The organism is Paraburkholderia antibiotica (assembly GCF_012927125.1).
Classification (GTDB): domain Bacteria; phylum Pseudomonadota; class Gammaproteobacteria; order Burkholderiales; family Burkholderiaceae; genus Paraburkholderia; species Paraburkholderia antibiotica.
The window spans coordinates 130,207-156,493 of sequence record NZ_JABBFZ010000007.1 but is presented as its reverse complement, the minus strand read 5'-3'; the positions used below and the strand labels follow the sequence as shown (position 1 = coordinate 156,493).

Here is a 26,287-nt window from a genome sequence, read left to right as displayed (position 1 = left end):
CGATCGCGTGAAGATCACGCGACGGTTCTGTCAAACCATGCCGTCAAACCATCAATCCAGCGCGAGCTTGCGCGCCGCGTCGCTGCGGTCTTCGGCAATCAGCGGATACACGACACCCGCGATCACCGCACCGATGATCGGCGCGACCCAGAAGAGCCACAGCTGATCGATCGCCGCGCCGCCGACGAACAGCGCCGGGCCGGTCGAGCGTGCCGGATTGACCGACGTGTTGGTGACCGGAATCGAGATCAGGTGAATCAGCGTGAGGCACAGGCCGATTGCGATCGGTGCGAAGCCGGCCGGCGCACGACGGTCGGTCGCGCCGAGAATCACGAACAGGAAGAAGCCCGTCATCACCACTTCGCAGATGAACGCAGCGGCGAGCGAGTAATGGCCCGGCGATTGTTCGCCGTAGCCGTTGGTCGCGAAGCCGCTCGCGACCAGATCGAAGCCCGGCTTGCCCGATGCGATCAGCGACAGCACGAAGGCGCCGAGCACTGCGCCGATGACCTGCGCGATGATGTACGGCAGCAGGTCGCGCGCCGGAAAGCGGCCGGCGACGGTCAGGCCGACGCTCACTGCCGGATTCAGGTGGCAGCCCGAAATATGGCCGATCGCAAAGGCCATTGTCAGCACGGTCAGGCCGAACGCGAGCGACACGCCGACGAAGCCGATGCCCAGACCATGAACCGGCCCGGCGAAGTTCGCGGCGAGGACCGCGCTACCGCAACCCCCGAGCACGAGCCAGAAGGTGCCGAACACTTCGGCAACAAGGCGCTTTGACAACTGCATGATTGATGATCCTAAAAAGAATTGGATACGTCAGTAGAGCGCATCGATAACGACGAATACGCCCCTTGAGCGCGCAATTCTAGGTAGGCATCGACAAAGCGGGTGTCAACAATTGTCAATCTCAACAGGATTTAGAAACTATTGCAGGATAAAGTGGATGTTTTACATTTCACCGGTTCTTTTCTTAATAATTATCAGAGGAAAACTTGCTAAACCGGTATTATTGGCCATTGCGAATTTTTATAATTACAGTTAGTCTGCGGTCGAATGAGTTCTAGAAAAGGGAGAACCGAATGTCTCAATATGCAGATCTGAAGGCGCAGATCGCCAAATTGCAGGCGCAGGCTGAAGAAGCTCGGCGTACCGAGATTGACAATGTCATCGCTGACATCCGCCAAAAAATCGCCGAATACGGGCTGTCCGCACAGGATCTCGGCTTCGCGGTCGCGGCCCGGCGCGGTCGTCCGCCGAAGAAGGCTCCGCTGCCGGCGAAGTATCAGGATCCTAAATCGGGCAATACGTGGAGTGGACGCGGCAAACCACCCAAGTGGATCGTCGGCAAGAATCGCGAACGCTTTTTGATTGGCTCGGCCTGAGCCAGTGGCGATCTGTCGCGCGGGAGCGTGAAAGCGCGCTGAAGGTTTTTTTGCCGCGAGGCTTATTGGTCCTGCGCTAATGCAGGATGGAAGCGCAACCATTCCTGCATTAAAAAAGCCGCCCATGCGAGGCGGCTTTTTTTCGTCCTGTCACAGGATATCTACGATTTGCGCTCGCGCAAACGATTCCGATGACGATTCAGTGGTAATTCGAGCGTTCAAAGCGAAGGTTCAAAACACGCTGAAAACGGCCGGCTGCAAATGCGCCGGCCGTTTTTTCAGGCTCGCTTAGCCCACCGCTACCTGGCGCAATACCGGGCGCCGCTGCGTTTCAATCAACGCCGAATAGCCGTCGATATAGTTCTGGGCCATCGTTTTCGAACTGAAGCGGCGTTCGAACTGCGCGCGGATTTCGCTGCGCGACAGCTCGTCCAGACGTTGCAGCGCGGCCACCGCGCCTTGCACGTCCTCGACGATATAGCCGGTCACGCCGTGGTCGATCACTTCCGGCACCGAGCCGCGGTTGAACGCGATGACGGGCGTGCCGCACGCCATCGACTCGATCATCACGAGGCCGAACGGCTCCGACCAGTCGATCGGGAACAGCAGCGCCTTCGCGCCCGACAGGAACTCGGGCTTCTGCGCCTCGTTGATTTCGCCGACGAATTCCACATGCGCCATCGACAGCAACGGCTCGATGTCGCGTTTGAAATACTCCATGTCGACCTTGTCCACCTTGGCGGCGATCTTCAGCGGCAAACCGCTTTGGGCAGCGATCTTGATAGCTGTATCGACGCGCTTTTCCGGACAGATGCGACCGAGGAAAGCCAGGTATTCGGGCTTCTTGTGCGGCTGCGGCGTGAGCAGTTGCTCCGGCAGGCCGTGATAGATCGTGTTCAGCCAGTTGGCCTGCTGCAGCGGAATGCGCTGCGAATCGGAAATCGACACGACCGGCACGTGCGAGAACGCATCGAACACCGGCTGCAATTCCGGCAGATCGAGACGGCCGTGCAGCGTGGTCACGAACGGCGTATCCATCGTCGTGAACAGCGGGAACGGCATGTAGTCGAGGTGAAAGTGCAGCACGTCGAATTCGTGCGCGACCTTGCGCACCTTTTCCATCATCAGCACGTGCGGCGCGAGCGCGTCGCGAATCGTCGGATCGAGTCGCAGCGCACGCGGCCAGCAAGCCTCCAGGTTGGCGGAGGTGACCGAATCGCCGCTCGCGAATAGCGTGACGTCGTGGCCCAGATCGACCAGGGCTTCGGTCAGATACGACACGACGCGTTCGGTGCCGCCATAGAGTTTCGGGGGTACGGCTTCGTAAAGCGGCGCGATTTGTGCGATTCGCATGCGGTTTCTCCTGTGTCGATCGGCGTTGGCGCTCAGAGTTGACGCTTCGCGCCTGACGCCGATCCCATCAAAATTGCCTGAATATGGCTTCGCACGGGGGCGCTCGAATAGGCGCGAGGAGCGAATGCCAGACGGACGGTTGGGCGCGGTTTTGCCGCCGCCCGAGGGTGCTCCGAATTGGTATCGGGTTATCCCTTAGCTTCATTATCGGGATCGACCGCGCTAATTCGAGCTATTTTTCAATCGCTTAATGTTGTTACAGCGCGAAACATCGGCCGTTACAGCATGCGGGCCGGCTTGGATCGCAGGCTTTCCCGATTATCGGGAGCGTTATTCCGCATGCTCGATAAACGCCCCGACAAGCCGGATGCATTGCAGCAAGCGGCGGACCTGAGGGTCGAAAGAAGCGGGAGCGTCGTCTAACCTAGCCAGATTGCGGGCAAATGAAAAGGTCTTATAATTGTTTTTCGCCGTTTTAACGATGCGTTGAACCGGTCCCTAAAATTCACCATCCGGTACACGCTGCGGTCGCTCGAATTTCCAGCACGCATTCCCAACGCGCATTCTGGCGTCCCGCGCCACACCCGTTCAATCCCATTTACGGCTTCGCCGCAGCCGCGTCTGTAGGAAAAATTCCTACAGAAATGACGGATTAATCCGTCAAACAGGTTGGGTGTCTCTCCGATTTTCGTCGGCCGCCCCTTTCGGGACAATGCTCGCAAGACAGGAACGAGCCGATTCGCGCGGTGCAAGTGCGCGCGTTCGAGCAAACGTTTCCGCAAAAAGCGGCCTGACCAGCCGAATAAACGAACCGGGGGGAAATCATGAGCACGACTAGCGATATGCTCAATGAGATCAGGGAAGTTAACCTGTCCTATCTGCTGCTCGCCCAGCGTCTGCTGCGCGAAGACAAGCCGATGGGCATGTTTCGCATGGGTATTTCAGATCAACTGGCCGACGTGCTCGCCAATCTGTCGTTGGCGCAGACCGTCAAGCTCGCGGCGTCGAACCAGATGCTGTGTCGCTTCCGCTTCGACGATCACGCGGTGCTGTCCGCGCTCGCCGACAAGGACAAGTCGCGCGCCGTCGCGCAGGCGCATTCGGCGATTCTGATGGCGAGCCAGCCGGTCGAGCATCTCGGCTGATGGCCATCAAGAGTGTCGTCCTCGAAGTCCGCGAAATCACGCTGGCGATCGAGCTGATCGAACTCGGCGCGCGTCTGCAGCTGCTGGAGGCCGAGACCAGCCTGTCGCGCGACCGGCTCATCAAGCTGTACAAGGAACTGAAAGGGGTCTCGCCGCCCAAGGGCATGCTGCCGTTCTCGACGGACTGGTTCATGACCTGGCAGCCGAACTTTCATTCGTCGCTGTTCTACAACATCTACCGTTTCATGGCCGGTTACGGCGGCTGCCGCGCGATCGAATCGATCGTGAAGAGCTACCGGCTGTATCTGGAACACGTGCAGTTGCACGACGACGAACCCGTGCTGAGCCTCACGCGCGCGTGGACGCTGGTGCGCTTCTTCGACTCGGGGATGCTGCAGATGAGTACCTGCCGCCGTTGCAGCGGGAACTTCGTGGCCCACGCGCACGATCCGCAGCACGCGTTCGTCTGCGGGCTGTGCCAGCCGCCGTCGCGCGCGGGCAAGACGAAGAAGGCGGCGCAAACCCGCGCCGTCGCGATGCAGCTCGAACAGCAGACGCCGCCGCTCGTGGCCGCCGGCGTCGAGCGGACCGTGAGCAGCGTCGCCGAACCTCTCGCCATCGCCGATCTCTGAGCGCCGCCACCGCTGGCCGCACGCCTCTGGTTTACACCGGAGCGGCGCGACTCTTTTCCCCCGAAAGTTTTCCGCCCGGTTGCCGTAAACCTGACTAACGACGGTAACCGTCGCTTTTTTGTGAGGGCTCGGCAGTGCTGATATTCGTGGGAACACTCGTGACGCTATTGTCCGTTTTCGGCGGTTATGCGCTCGAAGGCGGCCATCTCGGCGCGCTGCTGCAACCCGTTGAAGTGCTGATGATCGCCGGCGCCGGTGTGGGCGCGTTCATTCTCGGTAACGGAATGAAGACGATCAAGGCGACAGTGCGCGTCATCCCGACCCTGTTCAAGGGCGCCAAATACAACAAGGACGTCTATATGGAGCTGATGGCGCTCCTGTACGTCCTGCTGGCCAAAGCGCGCAAGGAAGGCACGCTGACGCTGGAAGCCGACATCGACGATCCGTCGAAGAGCCCGATCTTCACGCAGTACCCGAAGATCCTCGCCGACAAGCACATCATCGAATTCCTGACCGATTACCTGCGGCTGATGGTCGGCGGCAACATGAACGCGTTCGAGATCGAAAGCCTGATGGACGAGGAGATCGAGACGCACCATCAGGAAGGCGAAGCGCCCGCGCACGCGCTGACCAAGGTCGGCGACGCAATGCCCGCGTTCGGTATCGTCGCCGCGGTGATGGGCGTGGTGCACACGATGGCCTCGGCCGACAAGCCGCCCGCCGTGCTCGGCGAAATGATCGCGCAGGCGCTGGTCGGCACCTTCCTCGGCATTTTGCTTTCGTACGGGCTGATCGGCCCGCTCGCGAGCGTCGCGGAGCAGCGCGTGACCGAGTCGACCAAGATGTTCCAGTGCATCAAGGTGACGATTCTCGCGAGCCTGAACGGCTACGCGCCGGCGATTGCCGTCGAGTTCGGCCGCAAGGTGCTGTTCTCCACCGAGCGTCCGTCGTTCGCCGAGCTCGAAGAGCACGTGCGTCGCGTGAAGGCGAAATAACAGGGCGGCGGGAACGAAACGATGAGCAAGGACAAAGACCGCGCGATTGTCGTCAAGCGCTCCGCGCCGAAAAAGTCCGGCCATCACGGCGGCGCGTGGAAGCTCGCCTACGCGGACTTCATGACCGCGATGATGGCGTTCTTCCTGCTGATGTGGCTGCTCAGCTCGGCCTCCACGGTGCAGTTGCGCGGCATTGCCGACTACTTCAATCAGCCGCTGAAGATCACGCTGTGGGGCGGCGATCGCAGCGCCGAAGATTCCAGCATCCTGAAGGGCGGCGGCCGCGACATCTCGACCGACGCGCAGGGCGTGACCCGCTCGACCGACGGCAGCAACAATCGCTCGGAGCGCACCGCGTCGCACAACAACGAGGATTCGGTGAAGCAGTTGCAGGGCGAGCTCGAGCGCCAGGAACAGGTGCGTCTGCACGACCTGCAGGTCAAGCTGATGGCCGCGATCGAGGCCAACCCGGTGCTGCGCCAGTTCAAGCAGCAGATCCGCATCGACTCGACGCTGACGGGGCTGCGCATCGAGATCGTCGATTCGCAGAAGCGGCCGATGTTCGCGACCGCCAACGACGAAGTCGAGCCGTACATGCGCGACATCCTGCGCGAGATCGGCCACACGCTGAACGACGTGCCGAACCGCATCATCGTGCAGGGCCACACCGATGCCGTGCCGTACGCGGGTGGCGACAAGGGTTATAGCAACTGGGAGCTGTCGGCCGATCGCGCGAACGCGTCGCGGCGCGAGCTGATCGCGGGCGGCATGGACGAAGCGAAGGTGATGCGCGTGCTCGGTCTCGCGTCGACGCAGAACCTGAACAAGGCGGATCCGCTCGATCCGGAGAACCGCCGCATCAGCATCATCGTGCTGAACCGGAAGTCGGAAGAGGCGCTCAATCACGACGACTCGACGACGACCACCCTGTCGGACGACGCAGCCGGCTCCAGGCCGCTGCTGCAAAAACTTGCGCAGCCGGCGACGGCTGCGCCGAAGGTGCCGGCGCCCGCGCCGGCGGCCCAGTAACGGAACGCGGCCGCCGGGCCGGAGTGCGCGCCTGAGCGGCGCACCCAGCCGGGCGGCGCCCAGATGAAGCGCAGCGAGGTTTTCATGATCAGGCACATCCTGGCAATCGACGATTCGGCATCGATGCGGCAGATCCTTGCCGCCACGCTGACGGGCGCCGGCTACGAGGTCACGCTCGCGGCGGACGGCAACGAAGGGCTCGAAAACGCGCTCGCGATGGCGTTCGACCTGGTGCTGACCGATCAGCACATGCCGGGCAAGACCGGCCTCGATCTGATCACCGCGCTGCGTAACAACCCGGCCTATCAGGCGACGCCCATCCTCGTCCTCACGACGGAATCGGGCGAGCCGTTCAAGGACGCGGCGCGCGCTGCGGGCGCGACCGGCTGGATCGAGAAGCCGCTCGACCCGGACATGCTGACCGAACTGGTGGCGGCGCTGGCCGAACCGGACCCGGCCTGAGCGCGGCCTTCAGACCCAGCTTAAACACAGTACAGACCAGTTCCCGACGACGCGGCTGCACCGCAGCGCACGCCAGACAGGAACCCTCGCGGTGAACCAGGCATGACACTCGACATCACACAGTTCTATCAGACGTTCTTCGACGAAGCGGACGAACTGCTCGCGCAGATGGAGCAGTTGCTGCTCGATCTCGACGTGGCCCACCCGGATCCCGAAGACCTCGCGGCGATCTTCCGCGCCGCGCATTCGATCAAGGGCGGCGCGGCGACCTTCGGCTTCACCGCGCTCACCGAGACCACGCACATTCTCGAATCGCTGCTCGATCGCGCGCGCAACAACGAACTCGTGTTGCGCAAGGACATGATCGACACGTTCCTCGAAACCAAGGACGTGCTGTCGGGTCAGCTCGCGGATTACCGCGCGAGCGCCGAGCCCGATGCGGCGGTGGCGCGCGCGATCTGCGCGAAGCTCGAACAGCTGCATGCGGAAAGCCGCATGGGCGGCGCGCCGGCGGTAACGGCGCCGGTTGCGAGCGCATCCGCGCCGGCAGTAGCGCCTGCATCGGCACCGGCCGCTGCCGTCGCGGCGAGCACGGCCACAACACAGGAACAACAGGGCACCCCGCCCGAGCACGTCGTCGAACAGGCGGTGCTGGTGGCGGGCGAATGGACGGACGGCGAACCGGCGCAGACCGGGCAAGCCGCAAGCGCAGAGACGGCGGGCGCGGCCGCGCAAGCCGACGGCGCCGGCCCTCATCTGAAAATTACGCTACGGGGCGTGGGAGAGAAAGACCAGGAACTGCTGGCCGAAGAGCTGGGCAATCTTGGCAATATCGTCGGGCAGGTCAAGAGCGGCAGCGATCTGATGCTGTGGTTGTCGACCGACGTAACCTCCGACGACATCATCGCCGTGTGCTGTTTCGTGATCGACGAAAGTCAGATCACGATCAGCCGCGGCACCGCGCCGGCCGACGACGCGCAGCAGGGCGAACCTGGAACGCCCGACGCTGCCGCCCCGACGCCGGCGCACACCGTGCAGGACGCGTACGCCGCACCCGCGACGTACGCGCATCCCACGAGTCACGCGGAACACGCAGCATCGTCGGCCCCGGCGGCCTACATCGCTGCGCCCGCCAACGCTTCAAACGGCGCGTTGACCCATGCGTCCGCCACGCATGCGGCGGGCAACGTCAGCGATGCCGCGCACGGCTTCGGCGAACCGGCTGCTGCAGCATTCGCTGCGGCCCAGCCGGGCACAGCCAAAGCGGCAGCCGCGCCGGCCGAGCAGGACCGCAAGGCCGCGCGTCCGGCCGCCGCGGCGGCGAGCGGCGAAGGCAGCTCGATTCGCGTCGGCGTCGAGAAGGTCGATCAGCTGATCAACCTGGTCGGCGAACTGGTGATTACCCAGGCGATGCTCGCGGAAACCACCAGCACGTTCGATCCGGCGCTGCACGACCGGCTCTTCAACGGCATGGCGCAGCTCGAGCGCAACGCGCGCGATCTGCAGGAAGCGGTGATGTCGATCCGCATGATGCCGATGGATTACGTGTTCAGCCGCTTCCCGCGTCTCGTGCGCGATCTCGCGGCGAAGCTCGGCAAGGAGGTCGAACTCGTCACCTTCGGTCAGGCGACCGAACTCGACAAGAGCCTCATCGAACGGATCATCGATCCGTTGACGCACCTCGTGCGCAACAGCCTCGATCACGGCATCGAAACGGTCGAAGCGCGGCGCGCGGCGGGCAAGGATTCGACCGGTCAGCTGGTGCTGTCGGCGGCACACCATGGCGGCAACATCGTCATCGAAGTGAGCGACGACGGCGCCGGCCTGCGCCGCGACAAGATTCTCGCGAAGGCGGCCAGGCAGGGCATGCAGGTCAGCGAAACCATGACCGACGAAGAAGTCTGGAACCTGATCTTCCTGCCGGGCTTTTCGACCGCCGAGCAGGTCACCGACGTGTCGGGCCGCGGCGTCGGCATGGACGTGGTCAAACGCAACATCCAGTCGATGGGCGGTCACGTCGAGATCACGTCGCACGCCGGCAAGGGCAGCACCACGCGCATCGTGTTGCCGCTCACGCTGGCGATTCTCGACGGCATGTCGGTGAAGGTCGGCAACGAGATCTTCATCCTGCCGCTGAACTTCGTGATGGAGTCGCTGCAGCCGCAAGCCGAAGACATCTACACGGTCGCCAACGGCGAGCGCGTGGTGCGCGTGCGCGGCGAGTATCTGCCGCTCGTCGCGCTGCACGAGGTGTTCAACGTGCAGGACGCGAAGCAGGAGCCGACCCAGGGCATCGTCACGATCATGCAGACCGAGGGACGCCGCTTCGCGATGCTGATCGACGAACTGGTCGGCCAGCAGCAGGTGGTCGTGAAGAATCTGGAAACGAATTACCGCAAGGTGCACGGCATTTCCGCGGCAACCATTCTCGGCGACGGCAGCGTCGCGTTGATCGTGGACGTCGCGGCGCTGAATCGCGAATCGCGTCACGCGCATGGTCATGCGGCGCACGGCCATGCGCCGGCAAAGCAGACGCAGGCGCAGCCGACGCAACATCCGACGCAGCACGCGCAGCAACAGGCGCTGAGCGTCGCGTGACGCGCGGCACCGGTCGCCGGCACAGACAACGCAACACCTACTCAACTTACTTATCCCAACCGTTTGGGGGCTAACGTGGCAGAAGTCCAATCCATCAATTCGAGCGTCGCGAACGCGAGCGGGACGAATGGTCGCCGCGACGCGCAGCAGGCCGACGCCGGCGGTCAGGAATTCCTCGTCTTCACGCTCGGCGCGGAAGAATACGGCATCGACATTCTGAAGGTGCAGGAAATCCGCGGCTACGACAGCGTGACGCGCATCGCCAACGCGCCCGAGTTCATCAAGGGTGTGATCAACCTGCGCGGCATCATCGTGCCGATCGTCGACATGCGCATCAAGTTTCATCTGGGCCGCGTCGAGTACGACCACCAGACCGTCGTGATCATCCTGAACGTCGCGCATCGCGTGGTCGGGATGGTGGTGGACGGCGTGTCGGACGTGCTGACGCTCGCGGTCGACCAGATCATGCCGGCGCCGGAATTCGGCGCGACGCTGACGACCGAATACCTGACGGGCCTCGGCACCGTCGACGGCCGCATGCTGATCCTGATGGACATCGAGAAGCTGATGACCAGCCAGGAAATGGCGCTCACCGAAACCCTCGGCGTTTAACCGCACACCGCAACGGAGCATCAGGATGTTGAGCAGATGGTCGATCCGCACCTCGCTGACGATGGTGGGGGTTCTTCTCGTCACGTTGACCGTGGTGGTCGGCGCGCTCGGACTCACCGCGTTGAAGCGCGCGAGCGACTCGCTCGATCGCATCGCGCGCGGCGAGCTGGTCGCGATTCACGCACTCGATGACGCGTCGGCGTACCTGCTGCGCTCGCGCGTCGCGATCGACCGCTTCAACACGCTGACGGCCGCCGGCAACGCGGACGAAGCGAAGAAGGTCCTCGATCGCGCGCAGGAACTGCTCGGCAAGGGCAACCAGAGCTGGCAGACCTATCTCGACGCGCCGAAGCACGTCGTCGATCAGGCCTTGCTCGACGACGTGCTCGCGAAGCGCGCGACGGTGATGCACGACGGCGTCGACGTGGAATTCACGGCGCTGAACGCGAACAACCTCGACGCCTATCACGCGGTCGCCGACACGAAGATCAGCCCGATGTTCATCGCCTACGACGCCGCGGCGTCGTCGGTCATCAAGGCGCTGCAGCAGAGCGTGCTCGATCAGCAGGCGAGCGCGCAGGCGAACGCGTCGCTGATGATGACGCTGATCGTCGCCGTCACGGTGCTTGCGTTGCTGCTGGTGGTCGGTATCCGCTTCGCGCTGCGCGGGCTCATCGTGCAACCGCTGAACGACGCGACCGCGTGCTTCGAGCGGATCGCGGCCGGCGATCTGGCGGGCCCGGTCGACGTGCGCGGCAGCAATGAAATCGGCCGCCTGTTCGCCGGCATCAAACGGATGCAGGAAAGTCTCGCGACGATGGTGCGCGCGGTGCACGGCAGCACCGAATCGATCGACACCGGCGCGCGCGAAATCGCGATGGGCAACACCGATCTGTCGCAGCGCACCGAGCAGCAGGCCGCGTCGCTGCAGGAAACCGCGTCGAGCATGGATCAGTTGACCAGCACGGTGCGGCAGAACGCCGAGAACGCGCGCCAGGCGAGCCAGCTCGCGGTCAACGCGTCGGACATCGCGACGCGCGGCGGCGACGTGGTGAGCCAGGTCGTCACGACGATGCAGGAGATCGCGGGCAGCTCGAACAAGATCGTCGACATCATCGGCGTGATCGAGGGCATCGCGTTTCAGACCAATATTCTCGCGTTGAACGCGGCGGTCGAAGCGGCGCGCGCGGGTGAGCAGGGTCGCGGCTTCGCGGTGGTCGCGGGCGAGGTGCGCAGCCTCGCGCAACGCAGCGCGAGCGCGGCCAAGGAGATCAAGGAGCTGATCGGCGATTCGGCCGACAAGGTTCACAGCGGCTCGGAACTGGTCGGCCGCGCGGGCACGACGATGGACGAAATCGTCCAGGCGGTGCGGCGCGTGACCGACATCATGGGCGAGATCAGCGCGGCGTCGGAAGAGCAGTCGGGCGGCATCGAGCAGGTCAATCGCGCGGTCGTGCAGATGGATTCGGTGACGCAGCAGAACGCGGCGCTGGTCGAGCAGGCGGCGGCCGCGGCGGCATCGCTCGAAGATCAGACGCGCCAGTTGCAGGCGGTGCTGAGCGGCTGGAAGGTGAGCGCGGCGCAGGCGCGTCATGCCGCACCGGCACTGGCGACGGCCGCGCGTACGCAACCGACGGCTCAGGCGAGCGGCGGTGCGAGCGTGCAGTTCGCGAAGGCCGCGCCGAAAGCGGCGGGTGCGGCGAGTGCGGCGAGTGCAACGTCCGCAGCAACCACCGCGAGCGCGAGCCACACCACGCATCCAGGCAACTCGACCCCGCTCGACGCCGCCCCCCGCATCGAATCCGCGCTAAAGCCGAAGCTGAAGCCCAGGCAGGCCGCAGCGACGCCGCGCGCGTCGACCGAACCGGCGACCGCACCGCGTGCTGCCGTGGCGAGCCCGACGACGGCCGGCTCCGACGCGGACTGGGAAACCTTCTAGGCAACGGCAGAACGACGACATGCGGTCAATCGGCATCGCGCCCGCTGACGGGCAACGCATCGAAGCACGCGGACAACGCGTGTCGCGGGCCGGCCGTCTGTCGACGACATTCGCGGGATGGCGCGACCCCGCGAAGACGATTCCTTCCTCCCGGGCCGGCTGGCTGGGCGGCAAGCAGGATGGCTCCTATTGCAGGCAGGAATGCTCATGATGGCAACGCGCGCACCTCGACACCCCGCACGCGCGGCATCCGACCGGACAGAGCCGGCCAGGTCCGCCGAAACGGGACGCGATTTCGAATTCACGCCGGCGGATTTCGCCCGCATCCGCGATCTGATTCATCGCGCGGCGGGTATTTCGCTGTCGGACCACAAGCGCGACATGGCGTACAGCCGCCTCGCGCGCCGTTTGCGCGCGCGCGGCCTCGAGACGTTCCGTCACTATCTGGATCTGCTCGAAGCGGAAAACGATCCGGCCGAGTGGGAAGCGTTCACCAATGCGCTGACCACCAACCTGACCGCGTTCTTCCGCGAAGCCCATCACTTTCCGATCCTCGCCGAGTTCGTGCCGCGTCGTGCGCAGCCGGTGTCGGTGTGGTGCTCGGCGGCTTCCACCGGCGAAGAGCCGTATTCGATCGCGATGACGCTGATCGAAGCGCTCGGCGAGAGCGGCGCGCGCCAGGCGTCGGTGCTCGCGACCGATATCGACACCCAGGTGCTCGCTAAAGCCGAAGCCGGCGTCTACCAGTTCGACCAGGTCAAGCATCTGTCGCCCGAGCGTCTGAAGCGCTTCTTCCTGAAGGGCACGGGCGCGCATGCGGGAATGGTCAAGGTGCGGCCCGAAGTGCGCGCGCTGGTGCGCTTCGAACAGCTGAACCTGACCGATCGCGATTACCAGTTGCGCACGCAGTTCGACGCGATCTTCTGCCGCAACGTGATGATCTATTTCGACAAGCCGACCCAGGCGCAGGTGCTCACGCGCTTCGAGCCGCTGATGAAGCCGGGCGGTCTGCTGTTCGCCGGTCATTCGGAGAATTTCACGTACGTGACGCAGGCGTTCCGGCTGCGCGGCCAGACCGTCTACGAACTGACGCGCGACGGCGGCGGTGCCCGGACTTCGTCGCGCGCGACTGCCGCGTCGCAACCGAGCGGGGTGGTGGCATGAGCAGCGCGTTGCCGATCGCCTCCAATCTGTACTACGACAACCACTTCCAGCGCCCCGGCGTGAAGCTGTTGCCCAACGAGTTCTACACGACGCACGAGGACATGGTGCTCGTGACGGTGCTCGGCTCGTGCGTGGCGGCCTGCATCCAGGACCGCACCGCGGGCATCGGCGGCATGAATCACTTCATGCTGCCCGACGATGGCGCCGACGTCGTGCACGCCGCGTCGGATTCGATGCGCTACGGCGCGTACGCGATGGAAGTACTGATCAACGAACTGATCAAGGCCGGCGGCCGGCGCGAGCGTTTCGAGGCCAAGGTGTTCGGCGGCGGCGCGGTGCTCGCCGGCATGACGACGATGAACATCGGCGATCGCAATTCGGAATTCGTGCGCCGCTATCTGGCCACCGAGAAGATCCGCATCATCGCCGAGGACCTGCAGGGCTCGCATCCGCGCAAGGTCGCGTTCATGCCGCGCTCCGGTCAGGTGATGGTGAAGAAATTGCGCTTGCAGCAGGAAGCGGGCGTCGCCGAGCGCGAGCAGGCGCTCGTGCGGCAAAGCGCCGAAGCGCGCGCCGAGCGGCTCGCGGCGGCGCGCAAACGGGTCGAACTGTTCGCCTCGCCGAAAGCCGCATCCGCACCGGCGCGACCGAGGATCGAACTGTTCGGCGCGAGCCCGCGCCCGATTTATTCCAACAACGCCAGAACCACAGAGGAGGCGTGAGCGCTGTGCAAAAGATCAAGGTATTGTGCGTCGACGATTCGGCGCTGATCCGCAGCCTGATGACCGAGATCATCAACGGCCAGCCGGATATGACGGTGGTGGCGACCGCGCCCGATCCGCTCGTCGCGCGCGAGCTCATCAAGCAGCACAACCCGGACGTGCTGACGCTCGACGTCGAAATGCCGCGCATGGACGGCCTCGACTTTCTCGAGAAGCTGATGCGGCTGCGGCCGATGCCGGTCGTGATGGTGTCGTCGCTGACCGAGCGCGGCAACGAAATCACGCTGCGCGCGCTCGAACTCGGCGCGGTCGATTTCGTGACCAAGCCGAAGGTCGGCATTCGCGACGGCATGCTCGAGTACTCGGAAAAACTCGCCGACAAGATTCGCGCGGCGGCCCGCGCGCGCGTGCGCCAGGCCGCGTCCGCGCAGCATGCGGCAACGCCCGCCGCGCATGCGTCGCTCGGCGCGGCGCCGCTGTTCAACAACCCGCTCGTGAGTACCGAGAAGCTGATCATCGTCGGTGCATCGACGGGCGGCACCGAGGCGATTCGCGAAGTACTGGTGCCGCTGCCGCCCGATGCACCCGCGGTGTTGATCGCGCAGCACATGCCGCCGGGCTTTACCAAATCTTTCGCGCAACGCCTCAATGGTTTGTGTCGTATTACCGTTAAAGAAGCAGAGCACGGCGAACGTGTGCTGCCGGGTCACGCGTATATCGCGCCGGGCCACGCGCATCTGCTGCTCGCGAGGAGCGGGGCGAACTACATCGCGCATCTGTCCGACGACCCGCCGGTGAACCGGCATCGTCCGTCGGTCGATGTGCTGTTCCGCTCGGCCGCGCAGCATGCGGGCAAGAACGCGGTCGGCGTGATTCTGACCGGCATGGGGCGCGACGGCGCGGCCGGTTTGCTGGAGATGAAAAAGGCCGGCGCGTACACGCTGGCGCAGGACGAAGCAAGCTGCATCGTGTTCGGCATGCCGCGCGAGGCGATCGCGCTCGGTGCGGCCGACGAGATCGCCGCGCTGCCCGACATGAGCCGACGCGTGATGGCGCGTCTGGCGTCGATGGGCGAGCGCGTTCAGCGGGTCTGATGCGGGCCGAAAAAAATTGACGCGGCGCCGAGCCGCATCATGGATCAAGCAAAGGGAAACAAATGGATAAGGGAATGAAGATTCTGGTGGTTGACGATTTTCCGACGATGCGCCGGATCGTCCGCAACCTGCTGAAGGAACTGGGCTACTCGAACGTCGACGAAGCGGAAGACGGCCAGGCCGGTCTCGCGCGTCTGCGCGGCGGCAGCTACGACTTCGTGATTTCCGACTGGAACATGCCGAACCTCGACGGTCTCGCGATGCTCAAGGAAATCCGCGCCGACGCGCACCTCACGCACCTGCCGGTGCTGATGGTGACGGCCGAGTCGAAGAAGGAAAACATCATCGCGGCGGCGCAGGCCGGCGCGAGCGGTTACGTCGTCAAGCCGTTCACGGCCGCGACGCTCGACGAGAAGCTCAACAAGATTCTCGAGAAGATGGCGAAAGCCGGGAGCTGACGTGACGCCGCCGACCCAAACGCCTGGTGCCGAAGCGGCCCACGAGAGCGGCGACTTCGCGTCGGACCGCATCCTCGCCCGCATCGGTCAACTGACGCGCACGCTGCGCGATTCGATGCGCGAGCTCGGACTCGACAAGCACGTCGAACGCGCGGCCGAAGCGGTGCCCGATGCGCGCGATCGCCTGAAGTACATCGCCGACATGACCGAGCAGGCCGCCGAGCGGGTGCTGTCGGCGATCGACGTCGCGAAGCCGATCCAGGAGCAGTTGCACAAGGACGCCGGCGAACTCGATGCCCGCTGGGAGCAGTGGTACGCGGCGCCGATCGAGCGCGAGGAAGTGCGCGCGCTGATGAACGACACGCGTACCTTCCTGCGCGGCGTGCCCGAATCGACCGGCGCGACCAATGCGCAATTGATGGAGATCATGCTCGCGCAGGATTTCCAGGATCTGACCGGCCAGGTGATCAAGAAGATCACCGACGTCGTCTATCTGATCGAGCAGCAACTGCTCGGCGTGCTGGTCGAGAACATCGCGCTCGAACGGCGCGAGCAGTTCGCGGCGAACGCGGCGGCGCTCAAGGCCGAAGTGTCGCCGACCGGCAGCCCCGAGCATCTGCTCAACGGTCCGCAGATCAATCCGGAAGGCAAGGCCGACGTGATGCAGGATCAGTCGCAGGTCGACGATCTGCTCGCGAGCCTCGGCTTCTGAGACGGCCCGGCGGATGCGCCGGGCTTTTTTTCTTTCGCGGTCCGCGGGCCGCGGTCCGTTTTTTTGCCGCTCGCTTTTCTCCGCGTGCCGGCCGTGCTTCGCCGGTTTGCGCCGGCGATTTCCTCCCGCCATTTCCTTCGGCGCTTTGCCGTCTCGCCGCTGCGCGTTTCATCCGCTGCTTTCGCTGTTGCCTGCGTTGCTACCTTCTCCTCCGCCACGCCGCGCGTTCCAAACACGCGTTCGACTCACCCCAAACGCAGCGCTTTCAGACAATCCCTCACCGGTAAGAGACGGTAAGCCGCGCGGGCGGGCGCGCGTTCTGTCGAGCGTCATGAACCGCAGGCATACTACCGGGTTGAAGCGGTACGGCGCCCACCATTGCAGCGCCGGGCGTTCGCGCGGTGAGGGAGACTCCCCAGGGGCGCGGGCGCGGCGGTGCCGTATCATCTGCCTACATGTGGCCACTTCGCGCTACCCGCGAAGCGCGCCGCAGTTCGGGAGGAGCATCGTCATGTGGAGTTGCGTACGTCGCGCCGGATTCCTTACGGCGCTGGTATTACCGTGTTCGCTGTGGGCTTTGACGGCCACGCAGTCCGCCTATGCGGCACTCGGCAGCACGCCGATGACGCCGCCGTCCGACGCCTCGGTGTCGTCGCGCGTGGTTCAGCCCACGAGCGGCGCGACGCAGAGCGTGATGCGCTCCGCATCGAGCGCGGCATCGTCTGCCTCATCCACGTCGTCGACCTCTTCCTCCTACACGGTGCGCGAGACCACGTACGGCAACGGCACCGTGGTGCGCGAATATGTGACCACCGGCGGCGCCGTGTTCGGCATCGCGTGGCACGGTCCGCAGATGCCCGACCTGAACGATCTGCTCGGCAGCTATTTCTCGCAGTACGTCGCCGGCGTGAAGACCACGAAGGCGGCGCGCGGCAATGTGCGCGGTCCGGTCAGCGTCGAGCAGAGCGGACTCGTGGTGCACTCGGGCGGCCACATGGGTGCGTTCAGCGGCGTCGCATGGCTGCCGTCGGCGCTGCCCTCGGGCGTCAGCAGTTCCGACATCCAGTAACGGCGAGGACGACGATGCGAACCATGCACACGAGCGTGAAACTCAAGGGCTGGCTGCAGGCCGCGTTGGCCGTGCTGCTCGCGGCGACGCTGGTTGCCTGCGGCGGCGGTGGCGGCAGCAACGATTCCGGGTCGAACAACAGTTCGTCGGACCCGCTGAACGGCGGTTCGCTGCCGGCCAGCCCGACCCAGCAACCGATCGCCGCGAACGGCACCAACGCGGTGGCGATCACCGTCGGCCAGGGCGTGAACGGTGTCATCAATATTCCGACCGTCAGCGTGACGATCTGCGCGCCCGGCTCGACCGGCAACTGCCAGACCATCAATAACATCCAGGTCGACACCGGCTCGTTCGGGCTGCGCGTGGTCGGCTCGGTGCTGAATTCGTCGCTGATCGGCGCGCTGCCGGTCAGCACGCTGTCGGGCAGCGGCGCGCAGCTCGCCGAATGCGCGACCTTCGCGGACGGCTACACGTGGGGCTCGGTGCGCACCGCGACCGTGACGGTCGGCGGCGAAACGACGACCACCAGCATCCCGCTGCAGATCATCGGCGATATGGCGGCGAGCACCGTGCCGTCGCGCGGTTGCAGCGGCTCGGCGGAGAACACGGTCGCCGATCTCGGCGCGAACGGTATTCTCGGCATCGGCACCGCGCCCACCGACTGCGGCGCGACCTGCGTGAACGCCGCCACCGCCGCGAACTACAGCAACTACTTCGCGTGCCCGAGCGGCACGTCGTGCACGCGCACCGCGGTGCCCCTCGCGCAGCAGGTGGCCAACCCGGTCGCGAGCTTCCCGGTCGACAACAACGGCGTGATCGTCATGATGCCGCCGATCTCGAACGCCGGCCAGGCGTCGGCGACCGGCACGCTGGTGTTCGGTATCGGCACGCAGTCGAATAACGCGCTCGCCGCGTCGCAGACCTTCACGACCGACGCGTACGGCGACCTGAACAACAGCGTGTTCAACGGCACGACCGTGCAGGCGTTCCTCGACTCGGGCTCGAACGGCTATTTCTTCACCGACAGCTCGCTCGCGCAGTGCGGCAGCAACTACTCCGGCTTCTACTGTCCGGCGTCGGCGCAGACCCGCACACTGACGCTGGTCGGCCTGAACAACGTGTCGACGAGCGCAAGCATCGGCATCCTCAGCGCGCAGACCCTGTTCGGCAACGCCAGCAACTACGCGTTCAACGACCTCGCCGGTCAGATCGGCAGCAACAGCTTCGATCTGGGGCTGCCGTTCTTCTACGGCCGCCACGTGTACTACCACCTCGACCAGACCGCGAGCGGCGGTCCGTCTCCGTACGTCGGCTACTGAAGCCGCGCGTCGAACCGATGCCGCAGAGCCCGCGCGAGCGCGCGCGGGCTCTGCGGTCATCCGCCGAAATACCCCCGTTTCCCCGCCTTTATCCGTCGATCGACGCTTGCGTCGAGCGGGAATAATCGCTCTCACTGGAAAGAGGCGCCGTGCCTCGGCCGACTGGAGAGCTTTGTGGCAGAGGACAGCGACCTCGAAAAAACCGAATCAGCCACTCCCCGGCGCCTGCAGAAGGCGCGCGAGGAAGGGCAGATCGCGCGTTCGCGGGAGCTGTCGACGTTCGCGTTGCTCGCAGCCGGCTTTTACGGCGTCTGGGGCCTGTCCGGTCACATCGGCGAGCATCTGCAAAACATGCTGCGCGCGTCGTTCACGTTCAATCACGCGAGCACCTTCGACACCAGTCTCGTGCTGGCTGGCGCCGGCGCGGCCGCGCGCGAAGGCCTCTACGCGCTGCTGCCGGTTCTGGGTCTGACCGGCGCGGCAGCCCTGCTCGCGCCGATGGCGCTCGGCGGCTGGCAGCTATCGGCGAAGGGGCTCGAACCCAAATTCAACCGGCTGAACCCGATCGAAGGCTTCAGCCGGATGTTCTCGATCAACGGGCCGATCCAGCTCGGCATGTCGCTCGCGAAAACGCTGGTGGTCGGGATAATCGGCGGCACCGCGATCTGGAATCGCCGCGAGGAAATCCTCGCGCTCGCGACCCAGCCGCTCGATCTCGCGCTCGCCAACTCCGTGCATCTGATCGCGGTGTGCTGCGGGATGACGGTGGCCGGCATGTTCGCAGTGGCCGCGCTCGACGTGCCGTACCAGCTGTGGACCTTCCACAAGAAGTTGCGCATGACCAAGGAAGAAGTGAAGCGCGAGCATCGCGAGAGCGAGGGCGACCCGCACATCAAGGGCAAGATTCGTCAGCAGCAACGTGCGATCGCGCGGCGCCGGATGATGGCGCAGGTGCCGAAGGCCGACGTGGTGGTGACGAACCCGACTCACTTCGCGGTCGCGCTGCAATACACGGACGGCGAGATGCGCGCGCCGAGGGTGGTCGCGAAGGGCGTGAACCTCGTGGCCGCGCGGATTCGCGAGATCGCCGCCGAAAACAACGTGCCGCTACTCGAAGCCCCGCCGCTCGCGCGGGCGCTCTATCACAACGTCGATCTGAATCGCGAGATTCCGGGGCCGCTGTATGGCGCGGTCGCCGAAGTGCTCGCGTGGGTGTACCAGCTGCGCCGCTTCAAGACCGAAGGCGGCGAAAAGCCGGTCGCGCCGACCGATCTCGACGTGCCCGCCGAACTCGACCAGGGCGGCGTGTCGGACGCAGACGCCGCCGAGGAAGCCGCCGACACGCTCGACCCGAATCGCGACGACGACGCCAACAACTCTACCAACGGAGCCTCCGCATGAACGCTCGCGCCGGATTCCTCGGCCGACGGCCGGATGCGTTGAGCAGCACGAATTTGCGCGCCCTCGCCGGGCCGGTGCTGATCTGCATGATCCTCGGCATGATGATTCTGCCGTTGCCGCCTTTCCTGCTGGATCTGCTGTTCACCTTCAACATCGCGCTGTCGGTGATGGTGCTGCTCGTCAGCATGTACACGATGAAGCCGCTCGACTTCGCCGCGTTCCCGAGCGTGCTGCTGTTCTCGACGCTGCTGCGGCTGTCGCTGAACGTCGCGTCGACGCGGATCGTGCTGCTCGAAGGTCATACCGGACCCGACGCGGCCGGCCAGGTGATCGAGTCGTTCGGCCACTTTCTCGTCGGCGGCAATTTCGCGGTCGGTATCGTCGTGTTCATCATCCTGATGGTGATCAACTTCATGGTGATCACCAAGGGCGCGGGGCGGATCGCTGAAGTGTCCGCGCGCTTCACGCTCGACGCGATGCCCGGCAAGCAGATGGCGATCGACGCCGATCTGAACGCGGGCCTCATCAACGAAGAGCAGGCTCGCAAGCGCCGCGCGGAGGTGTCGCAGGAAGCCGAGTTCTACGGCTCGATGGACGGCGCGAGCAAGTTCGTGCGCGGCGACGCGATCGCGGGTCTCCTGATCATGGTGATCAACATCATCGGCGGGCTGATCGTCGGGATGGTCCAGCACGACATGAGCTTCGCGGCGGCGGGCAAGAACTACACGCTGCTGACGATCGGCGACGGTCTCGTCGCGCAGATTCCGTCGCTGGTGATTTCGACGGCGGCCGGCGTGATCGTGTCGCGCGTCGCGACCAACGAAGACATCGGCACGCAGCTGACCGGCCAGCTGTTCACGAACCCGCGCGTCCTGATGATCGCCGGCTGCATCCTGGTGCTGATGGGCCTGATTCCGGGCATGCCGCACTTCGCGTTTCTGATCCTCGGCGGCGGCCTGGTCCAGCTCGGCCGCACAATGAAAAAGCGCAGCGAGGAGCGCAAGAATGCGCCGGCGCTGGTCGACGTCACGCCGGCCGCGCTGGCGCCGATCGAGAACACCGAGGCAAGCTGGGACGACGTGACGATGATCGACACGCTCGGCCTCGAAGTCGGCTACCGGCTGATTCCGCTCGTCGACAAGAATTCGGACGGCGAGCTGCTGAAGCGGATCAAGAGCATCCGCAAGAAATTCGCGCAGGAAATCGGCTTCCTGCCGCCGGTCATCCATATTCGCGACAACCTCGAATTGCGGCCGAACGGCTATCGGATTGCACTGAAGGGCGTCGAGGTCGGCGCGGGCGAAGCGTATCCGGGCCAGTGGCTCGCGATCAACCCGGGCCAGGTATCGGCCGCGCTGCCGGGTACGCCGACCCAGGACCCGGCGTTCGGCCTGCCGGCGATCTGGATCGATACGAATCTGCGCGAACAGGCGCAGGTGTACGGCTATACGGTGGTCGATTCGAGCACCGTGGTCGCGACGCATCTGAATCACCTGGTGGTCACGCATGCATCGGAGCTGCTCGGCCGCCGCGAGGTGCAGTCGCTGATCGAGCGGATGCAGAAGGACACGCCGTCGCTCGTCGACGATCTGGTGCCGAAGCTGCTGCCGCTCACCACGCTGCAAAAGGTGCTGCAGAACCTGCTCGAAGAAGGCGTGCCGATCCGCGATCTGCGCACGATTCTCGAAGCGCTGTCCGAGCACGCCGCGAAGATCACCGATCCGCACGACCTCACCGCGGCGGTGCGGCTCGCGCTCGGCCGCGCGATCACGCAGCAGTGGTTCCCGGGCATCGGCGACATGCAGGTGATGGGGCTCGACGCGAACCTCGAACGGGTGCTGTCGCAGGCGCTGTCGACCGGGCCGAACCCGGGACTCGAGCCGGGGCTCGCGAATACGCTGCTCATCGAAACGCAGAAGGCGATGACGCGCCAGCAGAACCTCGGCCTCTCGCCGGTGCTGCTCGTGCAGCATGCGTTGCGGCCGATGCTCGCGCGTTTCCTGCGCCGCAGCCTGCCGCAATTGAAGGTGCTGTCGTATGCGGAAGTGCCCGATACGCGCAACGTCAAGGTGGTGAATGTGATCGGCGCGCACGGCTGAGCGTGCTCGCGGAGATCGGCTCGCATGATGCGCGGCCGACTCGCAAGGCTTACCGAAAAATCGCCGACCGGCGCTCCAGTGGGGCGCCGGTTTTTGTTTGGGCGGCGGCTTTGGCAACTGTTTTGGCGGCCACATTGGCGAGCAGCTTTTTGCACCGCGGTGAGTGGCCTCGCGAGGCTCGCCGCACGCGCGTCCGGCCTCATGAAAGTGCGCTTCGTAGCCTGCTCGAAGCAGATGTCGGCGCGGTGTCCATCGCGCGAATTACCCACCTTTAACGGTCTTTATCCATCGATCGTCGCCCGACGCCTTTCGCAATAATTGATCTCAATGGGAAGCGGTGTATTGCCGGTCCGTCAGTCCGTCTACCTCATCGGGGGTCTAGTTTGAACATTCGTAAATTTGTCGGTGCTACCAGTCGCGATGCGTTGCGGCTCGTTCGCGAAGCACTAGGCCCCGATGCGGTCGTGCTGTCGAATCGCACGATGGACGATGGCAGCGCTGAAATCGTCGCGCTCGCCGACAGCGATCTCGCCGCACTCACGCCGAAGGCACGCGAAGGCGCAAGCGCGGCGGCGTTGCGCGGCGGTTCCGCGATGCCGACGAATCCGTACGCGAGCGGGATGCCGGACGTGTTTTCGTCGGTGTTCGGCGCGAGCCCGGAAGCGGGGGGCGAGGCGATGCCGGCGAATGGGGCGACGAACCTGGCGGGGGAAGGCGCGGCTTATTCCACTGTTCATGCCATCGCTCATTCCGTCGAGGCCCCGGCTCACGAAGCATCGGCCGCCGCGAGCGCCGCGCTGAATTCTGTCGCGCCGAAAGTGACGCAGGCGACGCAAGCGCCGAAGGCCGCCATGAATCCGGCGATCCATCTGGGCGCACAGGCCGCGCTCAACCCGTTGTCCGCACCGACGACCGCGTTGCCCGGCAATCCGCTCGACCACGCGACGGTCCAGACGACGTCCGCAAGCACCGCAAGCATCAACGCCTCCACCGCAAGCCAACCGTCGTCCAGTGCAGCCAACGCGCCGGCCGGTTCGAGCGCGCGTGCCGCAGCGACGCGGCTGTCGGAAGACATTCGCGCGGATCTGCTGAAGGCCGCCGGCGTGCCGGTGCCGCCCGCCCCCGCTTCGATCGATGTCGCCGCGCCGCGCACGATGGCCGAATCGAACCCGTGGCTGATCGATCACGCGCGTCGCATCGCCGCCGAACAGCAGCAACAGCGCGGCGAATACAGCGCGCGGCCGGCGGCGATGACGCCATCGGTTGCGACCGCGCGCGGCCTCGGCAGCGCGATCGACGTGCGCGAGGCTGGCGTTCGGCCGACCGCCGTGCCGCCGGTGATCGACACCCCCGACTGGGCGCGCGAGGCCGCTGAAGCCGCCGCGCGCCGCGCCGCCCAGAAGATCGCGCCGGTGCCGTCCGCGACCGACGAAACCCGCACGCCGGCCGCCGTCGCCGAAGCGATCAAGGTGCGCATGGAGCAGGTCGTCAAGGACACCGTGATGAACGAGCTGTCGTCGATGCGCGGCATGATGGAAGAGCACTTCGCGGGCCTGCTGTGGGGCGAGCGTCAGCGCCGCAACCCGGCGCGCGCCGAGCTGACCAAGCATCTGTTCGCGGCGGGCTTCTCCGCGCAACTCGTGCAGATGATGGTCGACAACCTGCCCGAAGACGTCGACACGATGGACGGCGGGATGGACTGGGTGCGCTCGGTGCTCGCGTCGAACCTGCCGGTGATGGAAAACGAAGACGCGCTGATGGAGCGCGGCGGCGTGTTCGCGCTGATGGGCCCGACCGGCGTCGGCAAGACCACCACCACCGCGAAGCTCGCGGCGCGCTGCGTGATGCGCTTCGGCGCGAGCAAAGTCGCGCTGCTGACGACCGACAGCTACCGGATCGGCGGTCACGAACAGCTGCGTATTTTCGGCAAGATTCTCGGCGTGTCGGTGCATGCGGTAAAGGACAGTGCCGATCTGCAACTCGCGCTCTCCGAGCTGCGCAACAAGCACATCGTGCTGATCGACACGATCGGCATGAGCCAGCGCGACCGCCTCGTGTCCGACCAGATCGCGATGCTGTGTCGTGCCGGCCAGCCGGTGCAGCGCCTGCTGCTGCTGAACGCGACGAGCCACGGCGACACGCTGAACGAAGTCGTGCAGGCCTATCAGCGCGCGCCGGACCAGCAGCCGCTCGCCGGCTGCATCGTGACCAAGCTCGACGAAGCGACCAACCTGGGCGGCGTGCTCGACACGGTGATCCGCTACAAGCTGCCGGTGCATTACGTATCGACCGGACAGAAGGTGCCGGAGAACCTGTACGTCGCGACGAAGAAATTCCTGATCAAGAGCGCGTTCTGCATTCCGCGCGACCACTCGCCGTTCGTGCCGCAGGACGACGACATTCCCGCGTTGCTGTCCGCGCTGTCCGCCCGTTCGACCGCCGAGCTGCACGAGGTTCGCTTTGGATAAGGTCGTGTCGGATCAGGCGGAAGGACTGCGGCGGATGCTCGCGCGCAAAGGCGCTCGCGTGATCGCGGTGACGGGAGCGGCGGTGGGCGTCGGTAGCACGACGGTGGCCGTCAATCTCGCCGCGGCGCTCGCGCAGCAGGGCAAGGACGTACTCGTGATCGACGAGTGCGTGGGCGAGCGCTCGGTGAGCGTGATGCTCGGCGGTTTGCGCGGCGCCGGCAATTTCGCGGCGGCGATGCGCGGCGAAATTCCGGTCGACTTCGCCGCCGCGCGTCACGCGCTCGGCTTTTCGGTACTGGCCGCCTCGCGCAATAACCGCGAGGGGCACACGGCCGCCGACTTCAGCGTGTTGCTCGGCGGTTCCGCCGACATCGTGCTGATCGACGCGCAACTCGACGAGCAGAGCCACCTGTCGGAGCTCGCGAAGCAGGCGCACGACGTGATGATCGTCACGCGCGTGTCGGCCCAGGCAATCACCGAAGCGTATGCGTGCATGAAGCGCTTGCACTACGCGCATGCGCTCGCGCAGTTTCGCGTGCTCGCGAATCACGTGCAAAGCGTGCACGACGCGCAGGCCGCGTTCGCGAATCTGGCCGGCGTGGCGAGCCGCTACCTGAGCGTGGCGCTCGAAGACGCCGGCTGCATTGCCGCCGACGTGCGCATGGCGCGGGCGCTGGAGTTGTCGCGCTGCGTGGTCGACGCGTTTCCGTCGACGCCGGCCGCGCGCGACTTGCGCCACCTCGCCGCCGAATTGCAGTACTGGCCGATGCGGCCAGCGATGTCGTCGCAAACGCCCTGGCGGGCGCCTGCGACAGTTACAGCGGCGCACCACGCCGACCAACCGTCCGCGCAGCACGCCTGAAGGCGCCGCGGACAAGGGGAGCACGATGTACAACGCTCAGGGAAAGATCTCTCAGGCCGAAGTTCTGACGAAGTACGCACCGCTGGTGCGTCGACTCGGCTTGCAGCTGGTCGCGAAAATGCCGGCGAGCGTCGATCTCGACGATCTGATTCAGGCCGGCATGATCGGTTTGCTGGATGCCGCCGGCCGCTACAAGGAAGATCAGGGCGCGCAGTTCGAAACCTATGCGAGCCAGCGGATTCGCGGCGCGATGCTCGACGAGCTGCGCAGCAACGACTGGCTGCCGCGCAGCTTGCGGCGCACTTCGCGCGAAGTGGAAACGGCGGTGCACAAGGTCGAGCAGAACCTCGGCCGCTCGGCGAGCGAAGCCGAGATCGCCGAGCATCTGCAGATGCCGCTCGACGAATATCAGTCGATGCTGCAGGACCTGCACGGCAGCCAGTTGATCTACTACGAAGATTTCGACCGTTCCGCCGACGACGAGCCGTTTCTGGACCGCTACTGCGTCGATCATTCGGATCCGCTCTCGGCGTTGCTCGACGACAGCCTGCGTTCGGCGCTCGTCGAGGCGATCGACCGGCTGCCGGAACGCGAGAAGCTGCTGATGTCGCTGTACTACGAGCGCGGCATGAACCTGCGCGAGATTGGCGCGGTGATGGAGGTCAGCGAATCGCGCGTGTGTCAGCTACATAGCCAGGCCGTGGCGCGTCTGCGCACGCGGTTGCGTGAAATGGCCTGGGCGAACGCGGAAGCGAACTGAAGCCGC

22 protein-coding genes and 1 pseudogene are annotated in these 26,287 nt (G+C 65.2%); 21 read left to right on the top strand and 2 right to left on the bottom strand.

The annotated features are described in order from the left end of the window. Positions 1-51 precede the first annotated feature (51 nt). Positions 52-792, bottom strand: coding sequence for an aquaporin Z (gene aqpZ / locus HHL14_RS14755; protein WP_169498355.1), 741 nt, complete (start codon positions 790-792; stop codon positions 52-54). Between the two features lie 293 nt (positions 793-1,085). Here aqpZ and HHL14_RS14750 point away from each other — a divergent pair, with 293 nt between their 5' ends. Then, on the top strand, positions 1,086-1,388 hold the full coding sequence (locus HHL14_RS14750) for an H-NS histone family protein (RefSeq protein WP_169498354.1): 303 nt from the start codon (positions 1,086-1,088) through the stop codon (positions 1,386-1,388). A 288-nt stretch (positions 1,389-1,676) separates the two neighbouring features. Here the strand turns inward: HHL14_RS14750 and HHL14_RS14745 are convergent, their stop codons facing one another. After that, on the bottom strand, positions 1,677-2,741 hold the full coding sequence (locus tag HHL14_RS14745; protein WP_169498353.1) for a glycosyltransferase family 4 protein: 1,065 nt from the start codon (positions 2,739-2,741) through the stop codon (positions 1,677-1,679). A gap of 824 nt (positions 2,742-3,565) precedes the next feature. Here HHL14_RS14745 and flhD point away from each other — a divergent pair. The 20 genes and pseudogenes from flhD (at position 3,566) to HHL14_RS14645 (ending at position 26,281) form a co-directional block, all read left to right on the top strand. Then, positions 3,566-3,886, top strand: a complete 321-nt coding sequence (gene flhD / locus HHL14_RS14740) for a flagellar transcriptional regulator FlhD (RefSeq protein ID WP_169498352.1) — start codon at positions 3,566-3,568, stop codon at positions 3,884-3,886. Beyond that, positions 3,886-4,518, top strand: a complete 633-nt coding sequence (flhC, locus tag HHL14_RS14735; protein ID WP_169498351.1) for a flagellar transcriptional regulator FlhC — start codon at positions 3,886-3,888, stop codon at positions 4,516-4,518. The genes flhD and flhC overlap by 1 nt, the downstream gene beginning before the upstream one ends. A 134-nt stretch (positions 4,519-4,652) precedes the next feature. Next, complete coding sequence (gene motA / locus HHL14_RS14730; protein WP_169498350.1) at positions 4,653-5,513, top strand: flagellar motor stator protein MotA; 861 nt, start codon at positions 4,653-4,655, stop codon at positions 5,511-5,513. A gap of 21 nt (positions 5,514-5,534) precedes the next feature. Continuing rightward, positions 5,535-6,542, top strand: coding sequence for a flagellar motor protein MotB (gene motB, locus HHL14_RS14725; RefSeq protein WP_169498349.1), 1,008 nt, complete (start codon positions 5,535-5,537; stop codon positions 6,540-6,542). Between the two features lie 84 nt (positions 6,543-6,626). Beyond that, positions 6,627-7,004: a response regulator gene (locus HHL14_RS14720; RefSeq protein ID WP_169498348.1), complete on the top strand. Its 378-nt coding sequence runs from the start codon at positions 6,627-6,629 to the stop codon at positions 7,002-7,004. Between the two features lie 102 nt (positions 7,005-7,106). Continuing rightward, positions 7,107-9,503: pseudogene (gene cheA / locus HHL14_RS14715) on the top strand (chemotaxis protein CheA); the annotation flags it as partial. Between the two features lie 174 nt (positions 9,504-9,677). Then, positions 9,678-10,214: a chemotaxis protein CheW gene (locus tag HHL14_RS14710; protein WP_169498347.1), complete on the top strand. Its 537-nt coding sequence runs from the start codon at positions 9,678-9,680 to the stop codon at positions 10,212-10,214. Positions 10,215-10,239: 25 nt separating this feature from the next. Continuing rightward, on the top strand, positions 10,240-12,153 hold the full coding sequence (locus tag HHL14_RS14705; protein ID WP_169498346.1) for a methyl-accepting chemotaxis protein: 1,914 nt from the start codon (positions 10,240-10,242) through the stop codon (positions 12,151-12,153). Between the two features lie 207 nt (positions 12,154-12,360). After that, the gene (locus tag HHL14_RS14700) at positions 12,361-13,317 is read left to right on the top strand and encodes a CheR family methyltransferase (RefSeq protein WP_169498345.1); all 957 of its coding nucleotides are present in this window, start codon (positions 12,361-12,363) and stop codon (positions 13,315-13,317) included. Then, a complete protein-coding gene (gene cheD / locus HHL14_RS14695) occupies positions 13,314-14,039 on the top strand; it encodes a chemoreceptor glutamine deamidase CheD (RefSeq protein WP_169498344.1) in 726 nt (241 codons plus the stop codon). The genes HHL14_RS14700 and cheD overlap by 4 nt, the downstream gene beginning before the upstream one ends. Positions 14,040-14,044: 5 nt before the next feature. After that, a complete protein-coding gene (locus HHL14_RS14690) occupies positions 14,045-15,133 on the top strand; it encodes a protein-glutamate methylesterase/protein-glutamine glutaminase (protein WP_169498444.1) in 1,089 nt (362 codons plus the stop codon). Positions 15,134-15,195: 62 nt separating this feature from the next. Beyond that, positions 15,196-15,591 (top strand): chemotaxis response regulator CheY, encoded by a 396-nt coding sequence (cheY, locus tag HHL14_RS14685; protein ID WP_169498343.1) that lies wholly within the window; start codon positions 15,196-15,198, stop codon positions 15,589-15,591. A 1-nt stretch (position 15,592) separates the two neighbouring features. Beyond that, positions 15,593-16,303: a protein phosphatase CheZ gene (gene cheZ / locus HHL14_RS14680; protein WP_169498342.1), complete on the top strand. Its 711-nt coding sequence runs from the start codon at positions 15,593-15,595 to the stop codon at positions 16,301-16,303. Between the two features lie 511 nt (positions 16,304-16,814). Then, entirely contained in the window at positions 16,815-17,372 is a 558-nt protein-coding gene (locus HHL14_RS14675; RefSeq protein WP_169498341.1) for a DUF2844 domain-containing protein, read from the top strand. 14 nt (positions 17,373-17,386) lie between these two features. Further along, entirely contained in the window at positions 17,387-18,691 is a 1,305-nt protein-coding gene (locus tag HHL14_RS14670) for a DUF3443 domain-containing protein (protein ID WP_169498340.1), read from the top strand. A gap of 174 nt (positions 18,692-18,865) precedes the next feature. Continuing rightward, the gene (gene flhB, locus HHL14_RS14665) at positions 18,866-20,092 is read left to right on the top strand and encodes a flagellar biosynthesis protein FlhB (protein ID WP_169498339.1); all 1,227 of its coding nucleotides are present in this window, start codon (positions 18,866-18,868) and stop codon (positions 20,090-20,092) included. Next, complete coding sequence (gene flhA / locus HHL14_RS14660; protein WP_169498338.1) at positions 20,089-22,191, top strand: flagellar biosynthesis protein FlhA; 2,103 nt, start codon at positions 20,089-20,091, stop codon at positions 22,189-22,191. Before flhB ends, flhA begins: the two co-directional genes overlap by 4 nt. 383 nt (positions 22,192-22,574) lie before the next feature. After that, on the top strand, positions 22,575-24,659 hold the full coding sequence (gene flhF / locus HHL14_RS14655) for a flagellar biosynthesis protein FlhF (protein ID WP_169498337.1): 2,085 nt from the start codon (positions 22,575-22,577) through the stop codon (positions 24,657-24,659). Then, a complete protein-coding gene (locus HHL14_RS14650; RefSeq protein WP_169498336.1) occupies positions 24,652-25,521 on the top strand; it encodes a MinD/ParA family ATP-binding protein in 870 nt (289 codons plus the stop codon). The genes flhF and HHL14_RS14650 overlap by 8 nt, the downstream gene beginning before the upstream one ends. Before the next feature lie 25 nt (positions 25,522-25,546). Then, positions 25,547-26,281 (top strand): RNA polymerase sigma factor FliA, encoded by a 735-nt coding sequence (locus HHL14_RS14645; RefSeq protein WP_169498335.1) that lies wholly within the window; start codon positions 25,547-25,549, stop codon positions 26,279-26,281. Positions 26,282-26,287 lie beyond the last annotated feature (6 nt).